Genomic DNA, 18,811 nt, shown 5'->3' with positions numbered 1-18,811 from the left:
TATGTTTAAAGAATTAGAAGAAACATATAAAGGGAAGCGTGTTTTTCTTACGGGGCATACGGGCTTTAAGGGTTCATGGATGCTCAAGTTACTGTCTATGTTGGGCGCTGACGTTAAGGGCTACTCATTGGCGCCTGAGAATGATTTTGATCTTTATCATCTGCTGAACGGGGATACGCTGAACGACTCGGTAATAGGAGACTTGCGCGACCGGGAAAAGTTACTCCAGGCTGTTGAAAGCTTTCAGCCTGATTTTGTTTTTCATCTGGCTGCACAGCCGCTGGTAAGATTGTCTTACGAGATACCATCGGAAACGTTCGAGGTAAACGCGATAGGTACCGCCAACTTGCTTGACGCTATCAGGGTGCTGGAAAAGCCATGTAGTGTAGTACTGATTACGACCGATAAGGTGTACCATAATAACGAATGGATATACCCATACCGGGAAGGCGATCGATTGGGCGGGTACGATCCGTACAGTGCGAGTAAAGCATGCGCCGAACTTGTGATCGATTCCTATCGGAATTCTTTTTTTAATGTATCAAAGTACCACGAGCATGGGAAAAGCATCGCAGTCGGTCGTGCGGGAAACGTGATCGGTGGCGGCGATTGGGCGAAGGACAGGCTTATTCCCGATATAGCGCGTGCGCTTGCAAAGGACGAGAAGGTTGTGATCAGGAATCCGCATTCTGTACGCCCGTGGCAGCACGTGCTCGAGCCATTGTTGGGTTACCTGTTGCTTGGCAGCAAGTTAGCAGTTAACCCGGTTTATTTCTCACAGGCTTATAATTTTGGCCCGGAAGTTACCGATGCACTTCCCGTAAGTAAGATGGTGGCATTGGCGATCGAATCGTGGGGCAAAGGGGATTTTGAATTACTGGTATCTGAGAAAAATCCACACGAAGCCGGATTGCTTAAGTTGGATATCAGCAAGGCGGCAGCTGAACTGAAATGGGTGCCCAAATATAACGCGCTGAAAGCTATTCAACAGTCTATTGCCTGGTACAAACAGTATAAAAATGAACCTTCGTCGATCATACCGTTTACCGAGCAACAAATCATAGAATTTATACAAAATTAAATATGCCTGCCACTTAGCTGGCTGAATAACTATTATCAAATGCTGAAGAACATTAATAATCCCCAACTTGAACAAAGCCTAAGGGAGATCGCGAAGGCAAACACGACCAAAATCATTATTCCTGGCGAGCATTATATCCCGGTTACCGGAAAAGTGATGGACGAAGAAGATATCCTTTTTGGCGTTGAAGCAGCACTTGACGGTTGGCTTACCACCGGACGGTTCGCTAACAAATTCGAGCATGAGTTTGCCGCCTACTTTGGTGCGGTTAAGGCGTTGCTGGTTAATTCCGGTTCGTCAGCAAACCTGGTAGCTTTTTACGCGCTCACGTCGCCTAAATTGGGCGACCGCGCCATAAAACCAGGAGACGAAGTGATTACGGTGGCGGCCGGTTTTCCAACAACAGTAAATCCGATGGTGCAATTCGGAGCAGTGCCTGTGTTTGTTGATGTGGACCTGGCGACGCATAACGTACAGTCAGACCAGATCGAGCTCGCGGTATCACCCAAAACCAAAGCGATCATGATCGCCCATTCTCTTGGCAATCCGTTCGATTTGGATGAAGTGATGCGTGTAGCGAAAAAATATAATTTGTGGGTGATTGAAGATGATTGCGATTCACTCGGCGCCACTTACCGGGAAAAAAAAACCGGAACTTTCGGTGATATTTCCACATTCTCATTCTATCCCGCTCATCACATCACCATGGGTGAAGGTGGGGCGGTACTTATCAATAATCCTGAGCTTGCAAAACTGGCGGAAAGCTTCCGGGATTGGGGACGCGATTGTTATTGCGAGCCCGGGAAGGATAATACGTGCGGCTGTCGCTTTTCACAGCAGCTGGGCTCGCTTCCTTACGGCTATGACCATAAATATACTTACTCGCACGTAGGTTTTAACCTGAAAGTAACTGATATGCAGGCGGCATTCGGTGTATCGCAGCTTAAAAAGGTAGACCATTTCGTGCAGCGCAGGAAAGAGAACTACCAGGCCCTTTACGCACGGATGAAACAGTTTGAGGAGGTTTTTATCCTTCCTGAGCCAACACCAAATAGCGACCCGTCCTGGTTCGGTTTCTTAATGACACTTCGTGAAGGCGATGCTGCAGACAGGCACATGATCGTTCAGCACCTGGAGGAGAAAAAGATCGGGACCCGTTTGCTATTTGCTGGTAATTTGTTGCGCCAGCCTGCTTATGCCGGGGTAAACCACCGCGTAATAGGCGATCTTAAGAATACTGATATCGTGATGAATCAATCTTTTTGGCTGGGGGTTTGGCCCGGTCTGGATGAGAGTCATTATGATTATATCGCGGATGTAATTAAAAGCTATCTTGCTTAACTAATTGTATTAATTTTTTACGTAATCCCGGTCGGCACCAATGCAAACAATTCTTATAACAGGCATCAATGGTTTTCTTGGTTCCAATATCGCTAAATATCTCTCTGATAAATACCAGGTGATCGGGCTGGAGTACAGCACGCAGAACCTGTTTCGTCTGACCGGATACTCTTTCGAGGTATTCGCCTCTACAGACAACCCGGAAGATATCTTCAAGCGTTATGAGATATATGCCGTGTTGCACGTGGCAACGGTATATCGCCGTCATGGCGAGCCTGTTAATAAGCTTATTAGCACCAATATACAGTTACCGGTAGATTTGTATGAGCTTGCGGATAAATACGGGACAAAAATGTTTATCAATACTGATAGCTTTTTTAATAATCCGAACTATCAGTATAAGTATCTTGGGGACTATACGCTGTCAAAGAGGCATGCCGCCGATTGGCTTAAATTAATTAATAAGCGTTGTAAGACGATCAATCTGAAGCTTTTCCATATGTATGGTGCGGGCGACGCACCTGACAAGTTTTTACCGAAGCTTTTTTCCGATATTAAAATGAATAAGCAGCTTATTGAGCTAACGCCCGGGGAACAGGTGAGGGATTTTGTTTATGTAGAAGACGTTGCCGCTGCCTATAAAGTTGTTTTGGAAAGTTATGAATCACTGGCGGAAGGGTTTTCTGAATTCGAAGTGGGTACCGGTACGCCGACATCCGTTAATCAATTGGTTTTACTTATAGCGGCCTGTTCGGGCTCCACCTCTACGTTTAATTTCGGCGCACTCCCTTATCGTGAAAATGAAATCATGCATGCGGTCGCAAACATCGAACCGATAGCATCGCTTGGGTGGGAGCCTCGATACTCGTTAAAAGAAGGAATAACCGCAATGCTAAATATTTCCTAAATTCCGGGCTCGCGGATAATTGTGGTGAGGATTAGTTTCACGAAAATGAGAAGGCAGATATGATTATTGAAATTGGCAGATTTTTTACTGCAGGAGCGAAAAAAAGCCTTCAACTAATCGTGTTTGCGCTGGTATTGTTCCTTTTGCAATTTTTTAACTTCAAGTATTTGTCCCCGACCTTTATCGGTAACCTGAACAAGATAACCGAAATGGCCGTTGCTGGTTTGCTGGTTTTTCTTTGGTTTAACTCGAAGCCGGTGATCAAGGAGCCCAACCTTATGGATAAACTGGTGCTATTCTTTATCATAAGTGTGTTAATAAGCGCCATTCCTGCGTTTTACATTTGGGGACAGCCATTCCTGCAGTCGATTATCGGTTCAATTGCTTATTACTCGTTCCTGTTATATTTCATTTTCCTTTTCGGCGGTTTTTCCGCCGATAATATTGAGTCCTTACTACGCAAGTTTTTTTTCCTGACACTTATTGTTTTTATAATTAACGCGGCGGTCTTCCCCGATGTATTGTTTGCATGGAGATCAGAATCACGCCGTGGGGGATTGACCGTGTTCTTTTATGGCCAGGGATTTACCGCGCTGGGTTGCTTTTATTTTTTGAGCGAATACATCGAGCGGCGTAAGCTTGTCCACCTGGGGCTGTTTCTTTTCGGCTGTTTTTGTTTGTTTTTCCTCACCCGTTCGCGTATGAATTTGTTGGGGTTAGGCTTGGGGGCGGTCACACTTGTATTTTTTAGCCAGGTGAAACAGCGGGCCGGTACCACGTTGATGTTTATTGTCGTTATGATGGCCGGACTGTATGTTTCACGAGATCTTATAGTTAAGCTGAGTGCGGATTCGCAGTTACAGGTAAAAAACTTTAAAGATGACGTTCGGTACCAGGCGCACGAGTATTTCCTTACAAATTTCCAGGAAAATACTACCACCTATGCGATCGGGAACGGGGTTCCGTTCGGCGGAAGTCGTCTCCAGCTCAAATTGACGAAATTATCCGATCAGCTTGGTTTTTACGATGCTGACTTGGGCCTTACCGGCATTTTTCTGCACTTTGGAATCTTTGGGGCGCTGATTTGGGTAATTATTTTTTTCCGTGTTTTTAGCACCCGGTCGAACACTACCACGGGTTATGTCAAAGCGTATTTTGCCATGCTTCTTTCCACCGTCTTCACGGGCTATTCCTTATTCGATCCGGGATATATTCCGGCCACCGTTGTAGCGCTTTACCTGTTAAGAATAAGCGCCACTACCGCTTTAAAGTTAACACGCGTTAAAGAATGATATGAGCAGCATCCAATTGTCGATATGCATCCCTACCTATAACAGGTGCACTTACCTGAAAGAGAATATCGTGGGCATCCTCTCCCAGGTTACTCCTGAGTTGTCCGCGGTTGTAGAAATATGTATCAGCGATAACGCGTCCTTAGATGATACTGAAACGGTGGTAGCGCAGCTGATAAAAGATAACCCGTCTATAAGTATAAAGTACGCCAGAAGTGATGTTAACAAGGGCGCTGACTGGAATTTTCACCGGGCTATGGTGCTGGCAGGAGGGAAATACTCCTGGCTGCTCGGTGATGACGACGCATTAGCAGAAGGAGCAGTTCGGCGAATACTGGAGCTGATAGCTACACGACCGGAGATTGGAGTTTTTGCGTTCAATAGGATAAGGTGTGATATAGACATGAATGAAACAGGTATGGAGAAATTCGTCAGGGATGACGTCCCTTCATTTTTGGTGGATTTCACTTTACCATTAACGGAGAAATATTATTATACCCTTTGCAGGTCTCTTGGGGGGATAATGAGCTTTATCAGTTCCGTAGTCTACAATACCGATTCGGTTAGGGATACCAAGTTCGATGAATCGTTATCGGGGACTGCTTACACACACCTTTTTTACTGGTTCTCCTATCTTAAAAGCGGAAAGAAGCTTCTTTACGTCGATGAATATCCGATAAAATGCAGGATCGGGTTACCAAGCTTCGGCAGCGGCTACAAAAGGATCATACTTGATTTAAAAGGCATGCTCTTCCTCAAAGACCGGATCTTTGTAAACGATCAAGCCGTGATCGAGTTCCTGGCGATCCTGAAATATGAGTGGCCGATCAGAACGCTCCTGTATAATTACTGTGTCATGCTTCCGGAACAATGGGATATCGAGTTACGGCCGCTTCTTAAGAAAGTAGGGTGGTCAGAAAATGAGTTGTCGCTTATCGAGAAGATCGGCGACACGCCTAACCTGTTCCAGTCAAGGTTTAAAACCAGGCTTAGTAAGACACTCAGCAAATTTAAGGGTAGGAAATGAAGATCTCTGCAATGAAGTCCTTTAGGAACAGTACTTTTTTTAGAAATTTCTCCATTCTTACGGCCAGTAATATTATATCCCAGGTTTTAAGCATACTTACCAGTATCAAGATTGCGAGATACCTGTCTACCGACACCTATGGATCATATAACTTGCTGCAGCTTCATGTCACTATTTTTGTGGTGGTTGCATCTTTGGGACTCAAAAATATTGTAGTCCGGACGATTGCACGGGATAAAGAAAATTCGAAAAAGGTGTTCATATCCTCGCTAACGGTCCGATCCTTCGGTATAATAGCTGCGCTGATTTTGTACACCAGTTATTATTTTTTCAATAAAGATTACGGCGGCTTATTATTTGCGTTAACTTTTTTTAGTATCGTGATTTCGGCCCTCTACGAGCTAATCGAAGGCGTAGCATTTGGCCTCGAAAAAATGGAGTTTACAGGCGTGATAAGCCTGGCCAATAACGTTTTTTGGGTTATCATCATCCTGGTAATGCCGGCGCATTACATGACTTTGAATATCCTGTTTGGCGTTTTTGCGATGCTGAACTTCGCTAAAACGGCTATATATATCTATTCGGTGTACCGGTTCAAGTATTTTACCGGGGAAAGCAACATGCAGCATCTCAGGAGCGATGCCCGCCACATCGCCAGGGAATCGATGCCCTATTACTACCTGGCCTTGTTAACCTTACTTAGTAATCAAATCCCGGTGTTATTTCTCGAACATAGGGCTGGCCTGGCACAAGTTGCTTATTACAATATCGCCAACAGGGTGCTTTCACCGCTTAGCTTGGTCCTTAATACGGCGTTGGTTTCCCTGTTCCCCAATTTATCGTCCTTATTCGTTTCAGACAGGCAGTCCTTTATCAGGCGTACCAAGAATATTTTCATTATTATGTCTCTAATCGGCGTAGTAGGCGCGTTCGGGGTTACTTTTTTCCTTAAGGAGATCGTATTGTTTATTTACGGAGAAAAATATGTAAACACCGGCCTGGTACTAGGTTATCAGTGCTGGTACATGGCGCTTTACGCCCTGGTATGTTTAATCGGTACCTTATTAGGGGCAATTAACAGGCAACGTGAATTAAGCTATCTATCCATTTTATGTGCAATGTTACAGGTGCCCATTTTATGGTATGGATCTCAATATGGCGCTGAGTATTTATCTGCTGCGTTCCTGGGTTCGACGGTGCTTACGTTCTTCTTCAGCGTGCTCGCTGTTTACCGGTATCTAAAAAATGAATTATCAATCATGTTCTTTATGAAATTAAGCGCGTTCTTTGCCGTTGCTTATGCCATATCCATCTCGGTTACGGGCATGCAGATGGGCATAAAGATATTAATGTTCATCGCTATCCTAACGGTAGGTGGCTATGTATCATGGCGTAAATACAGTTTGGTAAAGCCGTAATTTGTTAAGTCCCCTTCAATACAGTTATAAGAAAATGCAGGAAAAAGGATTACGTATTCTTCATCACTCTCCATTTAAGGCAAAGCCATTTGGACATGGTGGAGAACGACGGACAGCCCAGGTTGTAGAACTGCTCCAACGACGCGGATTTATTTTAGATAGCCTTAACTGGGAACATTCAGACTCCAAGCCGACGATCTATAAGTTATTAAGAGCGCCGTTATACGCCTTGTATTTCGTGAAATTCTGCATCGAGGCAAGGATTTTTATAAAACCATTTCCGCAGGAGATATTATTTATCGGGTTTAGTTACCGCTATTTCGTAACCAGCGTGAAACCAATGCTGAAAAATAATTACCATGCTTTTATATGGGAGAGCACTTATGATCGGTTCTTTCTGCTTGCGTTCCTGTTGAAGAAACACAAACTGCCGGTTTTTGCTATCCCGCATAATTTAGAATCACTTGTCCCCGGTCGCAAGAGCTTTTTACATAGTAAGACGGCACCAGCCTGGCTTCCCAATGAAATGAAGATGTTAAAGTCGACCGCTTTACACACCTTTGCAATCGCGAGAGAGGAAGAGTGGCTTCTTAATTTACATGGTGTAAAGGCACACTATCTGCCATATTATCCGGTAACAGAAGTGGTAAATTACTTTGAAGAGATCAGGAAAAAAAGGCGGTCCACGGGAAATTTTTTATTAATAGGTACGGCAACTAACCTGCCTACCTATTTGGGGATGAAGAAGTTAATTGATAACCTCGAAGGGCGCTTAGGTGAAGTGGTGATCGACCTCGCCGGTTATGGAACTGAGCGCTTTAACGCTGAGTATTCCGGCCTGGCGAATTTTAATATTTTGGGGACGCTCAGCAATGAGGTCCTTCAGCAAAAACTTGCCGGGTGTAAGGGAGTAGTACTTTACAACCAACCTTCGTCGGGCGTGCTTACCAAGGTAATTGAATTTATGTTATCCGGCATTCCGCTCGTGGTAGATCCCGGGTCAGCCCGAAGCTATTATAACCTGGACGGCCTGTTTATTTATAACGACGTGGGTGATTTAACCCACCTGTTAAAACATTTTGATACCGGCCGGAGTACGACTGAAGGAAAAATGGAGATTCTGAAGATGAGCGCGTTTGAAGACTATTTTATTACGACTATTGTGAATTGCAGGCCGAATACAGAGATAAGTAAATAGATGCATGAACATAATTGCAGTTATTATTCCCATCTACAACAGGATTGAAATTACAAAAAAAGGCTTAGCCGCCATCTACCAGGCGGTTACCCGGGTAAATGGCAGGGGCATAGCCGAGTTTGAATTGGTAGTAGTTGATGATGCGTCCACCGACGGTAGCTCGGAGTGGATAAATTCCAACTACCCTAAAGTACATGTGGTACGTACAGAAGGAAACCAGTGGTGGACTGGGTCGGTAAATGCCGGGATTCGCTTTGCAATGGAGCATTTTAAAGACCGTCTTCACGGGTTGATACTCCAAAACGATGATGTGTTGGTTGACGAGGATTGGCTTGAGAATTTTTACGATGTGATCCGGGATAATCCCGGAGCGCTGATCGGTTGTGCTGCAGCAGATGTAAACGCGAGGGACATCATTTTGTACGGAGGCAAATTCATGCATCCGTGGAGCGCAAAGACTACCATGTACAATGCATCAAAGAAGCTGTCGGACGTTGATATAAACACCCTCACATCGTCTTCTGACCTGATTGGCCGCGGGGTTTTTTTACCGGTTGAAGTGATCCGTAAAGTTGGTCTTTATGATTTTAAACACTTCAAACATCGTGGCGATACCGAGTTACCAGTCAGAGCGCGTCGGGCAGGCTTTCCACTTTTGGTTACTTATAAAGCACTTGTATACATTAACCCGGAAACAACCAGTGGGATAGATATAAAGAAAAATTACACGCTTAAAGATTTTAAAGCAAGATTCTTCGACTTTCGCAGTTCTTCTTACTGGAAGTACCGTTATTATTATGCTAGAAGCCACTCAGAGAACCTGGTTCAGCGTTTTGTGTTCTTCGCGTGTGACATGGCAAGACACCTGAATTATTACCTCTCGAAAATGAAATAGGTGTGACCTCCGGAACGTGCCTCTATACGGTGGAGGCCCAGGCGATTTTCGTAAATTTTAAAGCGATCTTCCTCCGCAAATTCTCCTTCTTTTCGCTAATACCAAAACTGTGCTTATATTTGCTTAATTAATGAAAAAGCCGTTTTTTTCTTATATTTATAATATTTAACGAGCTGCTGCATTGCAAATTACATAATTACATATTAGTTAATAGATGAAAAAAATTATTGCTCTTGTTCCCATGAAGGGAAATTCTGAGCGAGTTAAAAATAAAAACTTACGCTTATTTAATGGCCAGCCACTTTATCATGTGGTGGTTAAAGAACTGTTAAAATCGAAACTGATCAGCGAGATCGTAATTAATACAGATAGCGAAAACATAAAGAAAGATGTTAACGCCAATTTTCCTTCAGTAAAAATCGTCGATAGGCCCGTTGAGATCCAGGGCGATTTTGTTCCCATGAACGACATTATTGGCTATGATATGTCCCAAACGGATGGGGATGTATATATACAAACCCATAGTACGAGCCCTTTACTTAAAATAGCGACAGTTGATAAGGCATTAGAGACTTTTCTGGCGAGTGAAGCATGTGATTCCGTATTTTCCGTAACACGGTTTCAAACCAGGTTTTATTGGGAAGACGGCCGGCCGGTAAATCACAACCCTAAAGAATTACTTCGTACACAAGACCTGCCCCCGGTATTCGAAGACAATTCGAATTTTTACATTTTCACGAAGCAATCCTTTAAAGAGGCGGATGGGAAACGTATAGGGATTAAACCACTCATGTACCCCATTGATAAGCTGGAAGCCGTAGACATTGATGAGCCGCAGGATTTTATCATTGCTGAGGGACTGTACAAAATATTGACGGAAAACGCCTGATAATGATTTACGGAAAAATTGACCAGCTATACAGGGCGCTCAAGCCAGAAGCAGTTGAGCTTATCAGTGCATTTTTAGCTACTGCACAACATTTGCACGAAACCGGGGAGAAACCTTTGAACGGTGAAGAAGTCTATGCAAAGATATTGAGGTATGAAACCAGCCACGACAATAATAACATGGTTGAGGCGCATAACCAGTATGTAGATATCCAGTTTTTACTGCAGGGCACCGAACGGATTGAAGTTTATGACAGACCTAAGCTTACCACCCGGACCGCCTACTCGTCACATTCCGACTGCGAATTCTTTTATCCGCACGAAGACGCGCACCTGGGAACGGTGATGCTAAAGCCCGGTTATTTCGCCGTGTTCTTCCCGGAAGATGCGCACCTGGCTGCATTAAACCCGGCCGGCGAAGTGCTTGAAGTGAATAAAATCGTAATTAAGATATATGAAAAATATTTCGCCTGACTGGTCCCTCAAAAAAAAATTAGCGAGCCGTGAGCTTACTATCGGTTCATGGTTGACAATACCGCACCAGTCTGTTGTAGAGATTTTAGCCACAGCAGGGTTTGAATGGCTCACACTCGATCTTGAACACGCGGCGATCGACATCTCCCAGGCGATGAATATGATCGCGCTTATCCAGGGAAAAGGCATGAAAGCACTTGTGCGGGTGAGTAAGAACGAAGAAGTGATCATAAAACGGATGTTGGATGCCGGCGCAGATGGCGTGATCGTGCCAACGGTCCGGAATGCCGAAGAAGCCAGACAGGCCGTCGATTTTGTTAAATATCCGCCAAAAGGAAAACGTGGGGTTGGCTTAAACCGGGCGCAAAATTACGGCACAGGTTTCCAGGAATACCAGGATTGGCTGGAAAATGAAGCCGTTGTAATTGCGCAGATCGAGCATATCGATTCTGTTAATAACCTGGAATCTATTTTAGCCGTGGAGGGCATCGATGGAATTATCATTGGCCCATATGATCTTTCAGCTTCGATGGGTATGCCCGGCAATTATGAGCACCCCGACGTAGCCGAAGCGCTCAGCAAAGTAGAAGAAATAGCGAAGCGATTAAAGAAGCCGCTCGGTTTTCATGTGATCTCTTCCGATCACCAAAAAACAGTAGATAAATTTAATGCAGGATATACCTTCCTGGCATTTAGTATCGATTTCTTTTTCCTCGGCGATAAGGCAAGAGATGAAATGAAATCGTTGAAGGACGCAGTAAGGCAGGAATAATATGAATGTTGCAATTTTCGGAGGTAGTGGTTTTTTGGGTCTTTACCTCGTTGAGGAATTGAGACGAAGAGCGCATACCGTTAGTGTTTATGACCTGAGTCCGCCAAGGAGACAGTTCCCGGAACTACGATTTAAGCATATAGATATAATGGACGCTGTCAGCGTGTCGGATGAAATTAGCGGGGGAGGATTTGATATCGTTATAAATTTAGCCGGGTTTGCTAACCTCGATCAGTCGACTAAGTATCCGTACCGTACCATGGAGCTTAACGTGCTTGGCAATATCAATATCCTTGAAGCATGCGTAAAAACTGGTATACAGCGGTTTGTGTATGCCAGCAGCGCGTATGCAATGAGCGATAAAGGGTCTTTTTATGGGATCAGTAAATTGACTTCGGAAAAAATCGTCGAGGAATATTCTGTCAGATTTGATCTTTCTTTCACCATTTTACGCTACGGATCTGTTTACTCGGAAATGAGTTATGATAATAATTATATTTATAACCTGGTGGAAAAAGCCGTCACAACAGGCAGGATAGATCATGGAGGAGATGGAAACGAGATCAGGGAATATATCCATGCTTCAGATGCGGCAAAGCTGACTGTCGATATTATCGAAAATGATGAGTATAAAAATGAACATGTAATCTTTACCGGAACAGAGAAATTACGGCGGATCGAGTTGTTCGAAATAATTAATGAAATTTTAGGTAATAAGGTCAGTATCAATCTTAAAAGCGGAGAATACCATCATCATTATCGTTTCACGCCATATTCTTACGCACCTACAATCAGCAAAAAGCTTATTGCCAATCCCCATATCGACATGGGGCAAGGTATATTGGAATGTATAAAAGAGGTTTATCGAAATAATCCAACTATTTGAATACGCTAGGTAAGCTTATCCGGACCGAGAACCGGGAAGAATGGGTACTGGTTTCTGCAAGCTTTATTGCGGAAGCTCTTTTGAACACATTAGCCGTTAAGGAGCGTGCCGTGCTGGCAATCTCCGGTGGAAATACGCCAGGCATGGTTTTTAAAGAACTGGTATCCGGTAACTACCTGGATAATGACCAATGGGAGCGGGTATGCTTCTGCTGGGTCGACGAACGCATCGTGCCCGATAAACATCCGGATAGTAATTATTGGAGCGCCCTGCAGGTCATTGGAGAATTGCCCTCTTCTTTTTATCCGATGTATCATCACGCCGAAGGTGCAGCGCTCTCGGCAAAAAAATATTCGGCACTGATAAGTTCGCTTGCAGGCGAAGACGATCTCCCCGCATTTGACCTGATCATACTCGGTATGGGCAACGATGGGCATACGGCTTCCCTGTTCCCGGGAACTAAGGCGTTACAGCAAACTAATGAGCTGGTCGTTATAAATGAAGTCCCTCAGCTTTCAGCGACAAGAATGAGCCTGACATTCCCGGTATTACGCAATGCGCGTATGATACTGGTTCTTATTAATGGCGACGAGAAAAAAAAGCTATTGATGCAGCTTGTATGCGGTAATACAGGTTACCCTATTGAAGAAGCCCTGAAGGGAAAGAACGACAAGACCTGGATTTATTATTAGGTATATGATTAAGAATATTTTTTTCGACTTTGATGGAGTGCTCGCCGAGTCAGTCAATGTAAAAACTGAGGCCTTCCGGAATTTATACCGGCACGCCGGTGACGATATAGCAGATAAAGTGGTTGAATATCATTTAGCCAACGGGGGAGTATCCAGGTACGATAAAATCAGGTATTATCATAAGGAATTTTTGAAACTTGATATATCGGATGACGAGGTGAATGAATGGGCGGGCAGGTTTTCGGACCTGGCGTTGGACGGCGTAGTTAATGCGCCCCAGGTCGCAGGAGCCGTCGATTTTCTGAGTGCATATCACAAAAAATACCGTTGCTGGATAATTACCGGTACGCCCACCGGGGAGATCCGCCCGATCCTCCGACAAAGGAATTGGAATGGCTACTTCGAAGATGCCTATGGCTCCCCGGAAAAAAAATACCATTGGACGGAATACATTATAAACAAGGAGAATTTAAAGCGCTCGGAAACGGTATTTGTCGGGGATGCCAAAGCCGACCAGGAGGCCGCGGAAAGATCCGGCCTGGTATTCATCCTGCGCCGAACGGAAGAAAATGCTCATTTATTTGCGGATTATAACGGATTTGAGATCAATGATATGCTTGATCTGCCCCGGGTACTCACGGAAATAGAATTGGTAACAGATAAATAACTATTATGAAATTTAAAGTTTTGCTAACCTCAACGTCTTTTATGGACGCTCCTGGCGCTCACCAGGATTTGCTGTATAGCCAGGGTTTTGATATCGATACGATGCGCGGGCCGCTAACGGAAGACGAGTTAAGGCCTGTGGTTGGAAATTATGATGCGATTATTTGTGGTGATGATGAATATACAGCAGAAATTCTCGAAATAGCAAAAGGCGGACGATTGAAATATCTCTCTAAATATGGCGTAGGATTAGACCGCATAAATCTTGCTAAAGCCAGGGAATTAGGTATTCCCGTTACTAACTGTCCAAGCGTTAACCAGAATTCGGTAGCAGAGCATGCGTTCGCATTACTCCTTGCTTTCGTTAAAAATATTCACCTGGAATATCCGATCACTAAGGCCGGCGGGTGGAAACGGTATGTGAGCACCGAAATTTACGGGAAAAAAATGGGGATCGTTGGCTTAGGCGCCATTGGCAAAGAAATGGTAAAACGCGCACGTGGCTTCGGACTCGAAGTGATCGCTTATGAAAAGTTTGTTGACCACACTTATATAAAAGAAAATAACATATCGCTGGCGGAAAGTATCGAAGCGCTCGCGGCCCAGGCGGATATCATTACTTTACATGTACCACATACCCCTGAGACCGAGGGGATGATCGGGGAAAAGCTGGTTAAAGAGTCGCTTAAGCCCGGTACGATCATTATCAACACGGCACGGGGAAAGCTGGTAAACCTTGATGCTATTAAATACGGACTTGAGAATAATATAATTGCCGGCTACCTTGCCGACGTACTCGATATCGAGCCAATGCCCAAGGATTACCCCATGAAAGATTGGCCTAACGTATTAATTACACCACACATTAGTTCAAGAAGTTATGAAAGCGTTATCAGGCAGGGCACTTTCGCCGTTAACAACTTGCTCGACCTAATAAGTGCCGGTAAATAAAGTTCTATAACCTGACTGATCCGTTATGAGTGCAGCGAATAATGCATATGGCAAAAGAAACCTGTTCCTGATCTTATTTAAAAAGATAGTGTATCTTATTTTTAGGGGAGTAAAGTCTCTTTTTAAAAAGCGCCAGGGGCCGGGGACAATAGTATTATACAGAACTTCTTCCCAGGAAGAGTTTTCTGACTATTTAAGTAAATTAACCTGGTTTATTCCGGATGAGGATCAATTGGCGAATACCGTGATGGTCTGCGATGCTGTTTACGGGTTGTCGAAGCCCTCACCCTATCTGAGCGAGGTGGCTCCTCCTCCGAATGCTCCGAAAGTTAAGTTGGTGAACGATCCTGAAGTGAAGGTGCTCTTAACGAACTCATCAATAATCCTGCTCACTCATTTTCGCGACATCTTCAACCTGAACGTGCTTAAAAATATCGGTAAAATCGAAATTGTAGATCCCTATTTCTTTTCTTACGTAGAGTCGATTACATGGCAAAATCTTTTTTTTAATGCAATGTCGTCAGACCAGGTGACCTATTACCGGGAATTTTCGCTTGCTAATTTCAAACAAATGTCGAAAGACCTGGGCACAAAAAATTCTGCCGTGTGCTTTGTGACAGGACCTTCGTTCGATACTTATAAGCAATACGATCTTTCGTCATTCGATCTGAAAATCATTTGCAATAGCGTGGTTAAAAACGAAGAATTCCTGGAATACGTAGGTGGGGCTGACATCCTGGCCTTTGCCGATCCTGTGTTTCACTTTGGACCCAGTAAATATGCTGCAAGTTTCAGGGAGCAAATGGTGAAAATAGTGAAAAAATATCATTGTTATGTTTTTGTGCCGATCAAAGCGCTGCCTTTGATATTGAAAGAGGTGGCAGGGCTGGAACATCTTTTTATAGGGATCGACTACGTTAAAAAGGGATTCAACTTCCCCTCCGCCGAAAATTTATCTATCAAAGACAATGGCAACGTGTTAACCAATTTGATGTTGCCGCTTAGCTCCGTATTCGCAACGTCTATTTATATATTCGGGGCGGATGGAAGGAATAAGAGCGAGTCTTACTTTTGGAACCATAGTAAGTCGGCACAGTTTGGTGATCTTATGGAAACCGCTTTTCAAACCCATCCGTCTTTTTTCCGCGACAGGGTATACACGGAGTACTATGATCAACACTGTAAAACGGTAGAAGAGCTTTTACAATTTGGCCGCGACCGGGGTAAAGATTATCACACCATCACACCTTCTTTTATTCCCGCACTCACAGGTATTAAAACGGACGATTATAACAGGTAGTGCTTTTATGGCTTGCAGAAGAGGAAATCCCGTCATTTAAATAATGAGATAACCGCCAGGGAATTTAAATTAGTTGTATGTATGATAATAACCCGGTTATGCCATCCCGGAAAGCATTTTATGATTATAAAAATGAATCGTTTGGGTTTATATACGTTGATGAAGGCGTTTTGCCGTATTTACCCCAAACTGATACCGGGCGCGATAATTATGTTACAACTGAAACGTTTATCTGGATAGCATGACGTTACCTTCATTGCCGAAAATCTCCGTAGTCGTTCCGTGCTTTAACATGGAATCCTACATAGAAGAGACACTCAAGAGTATCACCCAACAGGACTATCCTAACCTCGAACTAGTCGTAGTTGATGGTGGATCCACCGATCGTACACTCGAGATCGTCGGGCGATATCATAAATACATCGCCAAATTCATTTCAGAAAAAGATAAGGGGCAGTACGATGCCATTCAAAAGGGCTTTAATTTCGCCACAGGGGATATTTTTTGCTGGTTAAACGCCGACGACGTCTCATTCCCGTGGTCGTTGCGCACGGTTGCCAAAATTTTTAAAGATCATCAGGAGGTTTCGTGGCTTACCGGGATCCCTGCCTTTTTAAATGAAGACGGATCTTTGAAAAAAATCTATACGAATGTGTCCGCCAAGCCGACTAAGGCGATCAGGAACGGGTGGTATAAGCAAGGCGGGTATGGGTATTTGCAGCAGGAGTCGATGTTTTGGCGGAAAGAATTGTGGCGGAATGCGGGCGGGTTAGATATGGACTATCAGCTGGCGGCCGATTATGAGTTGTGGATGCGGTTTGCATGTCACGCGGATCTGTGGACACTGGCTTTGCCGTTATCTGCCTTTCGCCTGCGGACCACGAGCCGTTCACAGATATTAAAGAACAAATACATGGCAGAGGTGCAAAGGGCCTCTGCGAAATGCAAGCCACTGCCGTTACTTTATCGCTGGTTCGGAAACGGAATGCTTTCAAATTTTTTATTGAGGCTAACTACCTGGGAGCGTACGAAAATTATCCATCAGCCTTTTAGTAAGAACGGGTGGATTTGCGAGAGCAGGATGCGTTCCGTATCGCCCCTTTCTATATCGGCCTTAATGCTCGAAAAATAATCCGAACTTTATTTGTAAATCCTCAATAAAATCAGCAATTGATTCCTTTTTTTGCAATTTATCGAGTTATCTTTGATCCGAAATATAAAAGCCCTATTGCGGGTGCAGTGGATCATTTAGTTAGTTACTAGTGAATTTTTTCAATGGGTGAGCCGAAATTTTTGGATTCTATTGGTTTTAGGGTTTATTCGGATGATCTGGCGTTGATACCCGTTAAGGGAGTAAGATGCCGGGTTATAAACACTATCAGTCCGAATTCTTATGGGATAGCCACGAAAGACAGGGAATTTAAAAAGGCGCTTCAAACGAGCGATTATCTTGTTCTTGACGGAGTTTATTTCGCTATTGCGCCGATCTTACTGCAGGGTAAAAATATTCCGCGCAACCAGGGGCCCGATGTATTCGATCATTTTATCAATGAGCTGAACCGCACCGGCGGAAAAGCATTCTTTCTCGGATCCTCCGAAAAGACCCTCAGCCTCATTAAAGAACGCGCAGCGCGTGAATACCCGGATATCGAAGTGGAAACATATTCTCCGCCGTTTAAGCCCGAATTTAGCGAGGCGGATAACGCCGCCATGGTGGAGGCCATACAAGCGTTTAAACCAGACATTCTTTTTGTAGGGATGACCTGCCCGAAACAGGAGAAATGGTCCATCCAGCATCGCGAAAGCTTACCTCCCTGCCTTACTATCTGCATCGGCAACGTATTCGACTGGTTTGCAGGCACTCAAAAAGTTATCCATCCGTTCTGGTTCAAGATCAGATTGGGATGGTTTATCCGTATCTTTCACCGGCCGGAGGTATTCAGGAGAAATATTGGCAATCAAATGAAGTTTTTTTCAGATGTTCTATTAATTTTTTTACGACTCAAGAAACATGGTTAAAGTTGGTATAATCGGTGCCGGAAAAATGGGGATCTCCCATCTCTCCATCCTTGGCGCTCATCCGAATGTAGAGGTAGTTGGCGTTTGCGACACCTCAAAAATGGTCAACGACTTTTTAAGCCGGTATGGCAAATTCACTTGTTTTACCGACTACAAGAAAATGCTGGCCGACGTAAAGCCAGACGCAGTTGTGGTGGCTGTGCCAACAAAATTCCACTACTCGATGATTAAGGACCTCCTGGAAAGCGGCGTACATATTTTTGCTGAAAAACCGTTTTGCCTTACCGCAACACAGGGTGAAGAGCTGGTGAAGCTGGCCGCGCAAAAAAAGGTAGTGAACCAGATCGGCTACCACAACAAGTTTATCGGCACCTTCGGGGAAGTGAAAAGACTGATCAAAGAAGGCGCCCTGGGCCAGGTATACCATTTCGTGGCCGAATCTTATGGCCCGGTGGTGATCCGCCCTAAACAGGATACCTGGCGCTCCGACCCCAAAGAAGGCGGTGGCTGCCTCCTGGATTACGCCTCGCACGTGATCGACCTGATTAACGATATCCTGGCCCCGGTGAAAAGCGTAAAGGGAAGTTTACTTAAATCCATCTATTCTACCACGGTAGAGGATGCCGTTTATTCGCTGGTGGAGCTGCAGAACAACGTGAGCGGCGTGCTTTCGGTAAACTGGAGCGATGAAACACACCGTAAAATGACAACCTCGGTAACCATCGAGGGCACCAAAGGAAAGATCATTTCTGATGCCAACGAACTGAAGGTATACTTTAAAGATGCCGGAACACCCGCAGGCTACAACAAAGGCTGGACGGTGAAGTACATTACCGACCTCACCCCGCAGGTCGACTTTTACCTCCGCGGCGAGGAATATTCCGCGCAGCTTGATTATTTCGTCGATGCCGTTGCCGGGAAAGTGCCCAATACGATCAATACATTTCAGAGCGCCTGGTATACCGACAAGGCCATCGAACTCATCAAACAAAGCGTTAATTAAG

The 18,811-nt window shown here is 44.5% G+C and carries 19 protein-coding genes; all 19 read left to right on the top strand.

The annotated features are described in order from the left end of the window. Window position 1: 1 nt before the first annotated feature. The 19 genes from rfbG (at window position 2) to GS398_RS19065 (ending at window position 18,810) form a co-directional block, all read left to right on the top strand. Entirely contained in the window at window positions 2-1,081 is a 1,080-nt protein-coding gene (gene rfbG / locus GS398_RS19155) for a CDP-glucose 4,6-dehydratase (RefSeq protein WP_160908439.1), read from the top strand. Between the two features lie 39 nt (window positions 1,082-1,120). After that, complete coding sequence (rfbH, locus tag GS398_RS19150) at window positions 1,121-2,422, top strand: lipopolysaccharide biosynthesis protein RfbH (RefSeq protein ID WP_160908438.1); 1,302 nt, start codon at window positions 1,121-1,123, stop codon at window positions 2,420-2,422. 40 nt (window positions 2,423-2,462) lie between these two features. Beyond that, on the top strand, window positions 2,463-3,329 hold the full coding sequence (locus tag GS398_RS19145) for an NAD-dependent epimerase/dehydratase family protein (protein ID WP_160908437.1): 867 nt from the start codon (window positions 2,463-2,465) through the stop codon (window positions 3,327-3,329). A 167-nt stretch (window positions 3,330-3,496) separates the two neighbouring features. Beyond that, window positions 3,497-4,621, top strand: coding sequence for a hypothetical protein (locus GS398_RS19140; protein ID WP_160908436.1), 1,125 nt, complete (start codon window positions 3,497-3,499; stop codon window positions 4,619-4,621). Window position 4,622: 1 nt separating this feature from the next. After that, window positions 4,623-5,648, top strand: coding sequence for a glycosyltransferase family 2 protein (locus tag GS398_RS19135; protein WP_160908435.1), 1,026 nt, complete (start codon window positions 4,623-4,625; stop codon window positions 5,646-5,648). After that, window positions 5,645-7,066 (top strand): oligosaccharide flippase family protein, encoded by a 1,422-nt coding sequence (locus GS398_RS19130; RefSeq protein WP_160908434.1) that lies wholly within the window; start codon window positions 5,645-5,647, stop codon window positions 7,064-7,066. Before GS398_RS19135 ends, GS398_RS19130 begins: the two co-directional genes overlap by 4 nt. 34 nt (window positions 7,067-7,100) lie before the next feature. After that, the gene (locus GS398_RS19125) at window positions 7,101-8,264 is read left to right on the top strand and encodes a glycosyltransferase family protein (RefSeq protein ID WP_160908433.1); all 1,164 of its coding nucleotides are present in this window, start codon (window positions 7,101-7,103) and stop codon (window positions 8,262-8,264) included. A gap of 4 nt (window positions 8,265-8,268) precedes the next feature. After that, window positions 8,269-9,159 carry a glycosyltransferase family 2 protein gene (locus GS398_RS19120; RefSeq protein ID WP_160908432.1) on the top strand — a complete coding sequence of 297 codons (891 nt, stop codon included), beginning with the start codon at window positions 8,269-8,271 and terminating at the stop codon, window positions 9,157-9,159. A 214-nt stretch (window positions 9,160-9,373) separates the two neighbouring features. Continuing rightward, a complete protein-coding gene (locus GS398_RS19115; protein WP_160908431.1) occupies window positions 9,374-10,048 on the top strand; it encodes an acylneuraminate cytidylyltransferase family protein in 675 nt (224 codons plus the stop codon). A 2-nt stretch (window positions 10,049-10,050) separates the two neighbouring features. Next, window positions 10,051-10,521 carry a NanQ anomerase/TabA/YiaL family protein gene (locus tag GS398_RS19110; RefSeq protein WP_160908430.1) on the top strand — a complete coding sequence of 157 codons (471 nt, stop codon included), beginning with the start codon at window positions 10,051-10,053 and terminating at the stop codon, window positions 10,519-10,521. Further along, entirely contained in the window at window positions 10,502-11,293 is a 792-nt protein-coding gene (locus GS398_RS19105) for an HpcH/HpaI aldolase family protein (protein WP_160908429.1), read from the top strand. Before GS398_RS19110 ends, GS398_RS19105 begins: the two co-directional genes overlap by 20 nt. A gap of 1 nt (window position 11,294) precedes the next feature. Beyond that, window positions 11,295-12,179: an NAD-dependent epimerase/dehydratase family protein gene (locus GS398_RS19100; protein WP_160908428.1), complete on the top strand. Its 885-nt coding sequence runs from the start codon at window positions 11,295-11,297 to the stop codon at window positions 12,177-12,179. Beyond that, window positions 12,176-12,871 (top strand): 6-phosphogluconolactonase, encoded by a 696-nt coding sequence (gene pgl, locus GS398_RS19095; protein WP_160908427.1) that lies wholly within the window; start codon window positions 12,176-12,178, stop codon window positions 12,869-12,871. Before GS398_RS19100 ends, pgl begins: the two co-directional genes overlap by 4 nt. A gap of 4 nt (window positions 12,872-12,875) precedes the next feature. Then, window positions 12,876-13,538 (top strand): HAD family hydrolase, encoded by a 663-nt coding sequence (locus GS398_RS19090; protein ID WP_160908426.1) that lies wholly within the window; start codon window positions 12,876-12,878, stop codon window positions 13,536-13,538. 5 nt (window positions 13,539-13,543) lie between these two features. Beyond that, a complete protein-coding gene (locus GS398_RS19085; RefSeq protein WP_160908425.1) occupies window positions 13,544-14,488 on the top strand; it encodes a phosphoglycerate dehydrogenase in 945 nt (314 codons plus the stop codon). Window positions 14,489-14,513: 25 nt separating this feature from the next. Further along, the gene (locus GS398_RS19080) at window positions 14,514-15,788 is read left to right on the top strand and encodes a hypothetical protein (RefSeq protein WP_160908424.1); all 1,275 of its coding nucleotides are present in this window, start codon (window positions 14,514-14,516) and stop codon (window positions 15,786-15,788) included. A 241-nt stretch (window positions 15,789-16,029) separates the two neighbouring features. Further along, entirely contained in the window at window positions 16,030-16,920 is an 891-nt protein-coding gene (locus tag GS398_RS19075) for a glycosyltransferase family 2 protein (protein ID WP_255494217.1), read from the top strand. Window positions 16,921-17,123: 203 nt separating this feature from the next. Continuing rightward, entirely contained in the window at window positions 17,124-17,807 is a 684-nt protein-coding gene (locus GS398_RS19070; RefSeq protein WP_237488255.1) for a WecB/TagA/CpsF family glycosyltransferase, read from the top strand. Then, window positions 17,800-18,810, top strand: coding sequence for a Gfo/Idh/MocA family protein (locus GS398_RS19065; RefSeq protein ID WP_160908421.1), 1,011 nt, complete (start codon window positions 17,800-17,802; stop codon window positions 18,808-18,810). The genes GS398_RS19070 and GS398_RS19065 overlap by 8 nt, the downstream gene beginning before the upstream one ends. Window position 18,811 lies beyond the last annotated feature (1 nt).

The organism is Hufsiella ginkgonis (assembly GCF_009834915.1).
Lineage (GTDB): Bacteria > Bacteroidota > Bacteroidia > Sphingobacteriales > Sphingobacteriaceae > Hufsiella > Hufsiella ginkgonis.
This window is presented reverse-complemented; position numbering and strand designations above follow the sequence as displayed.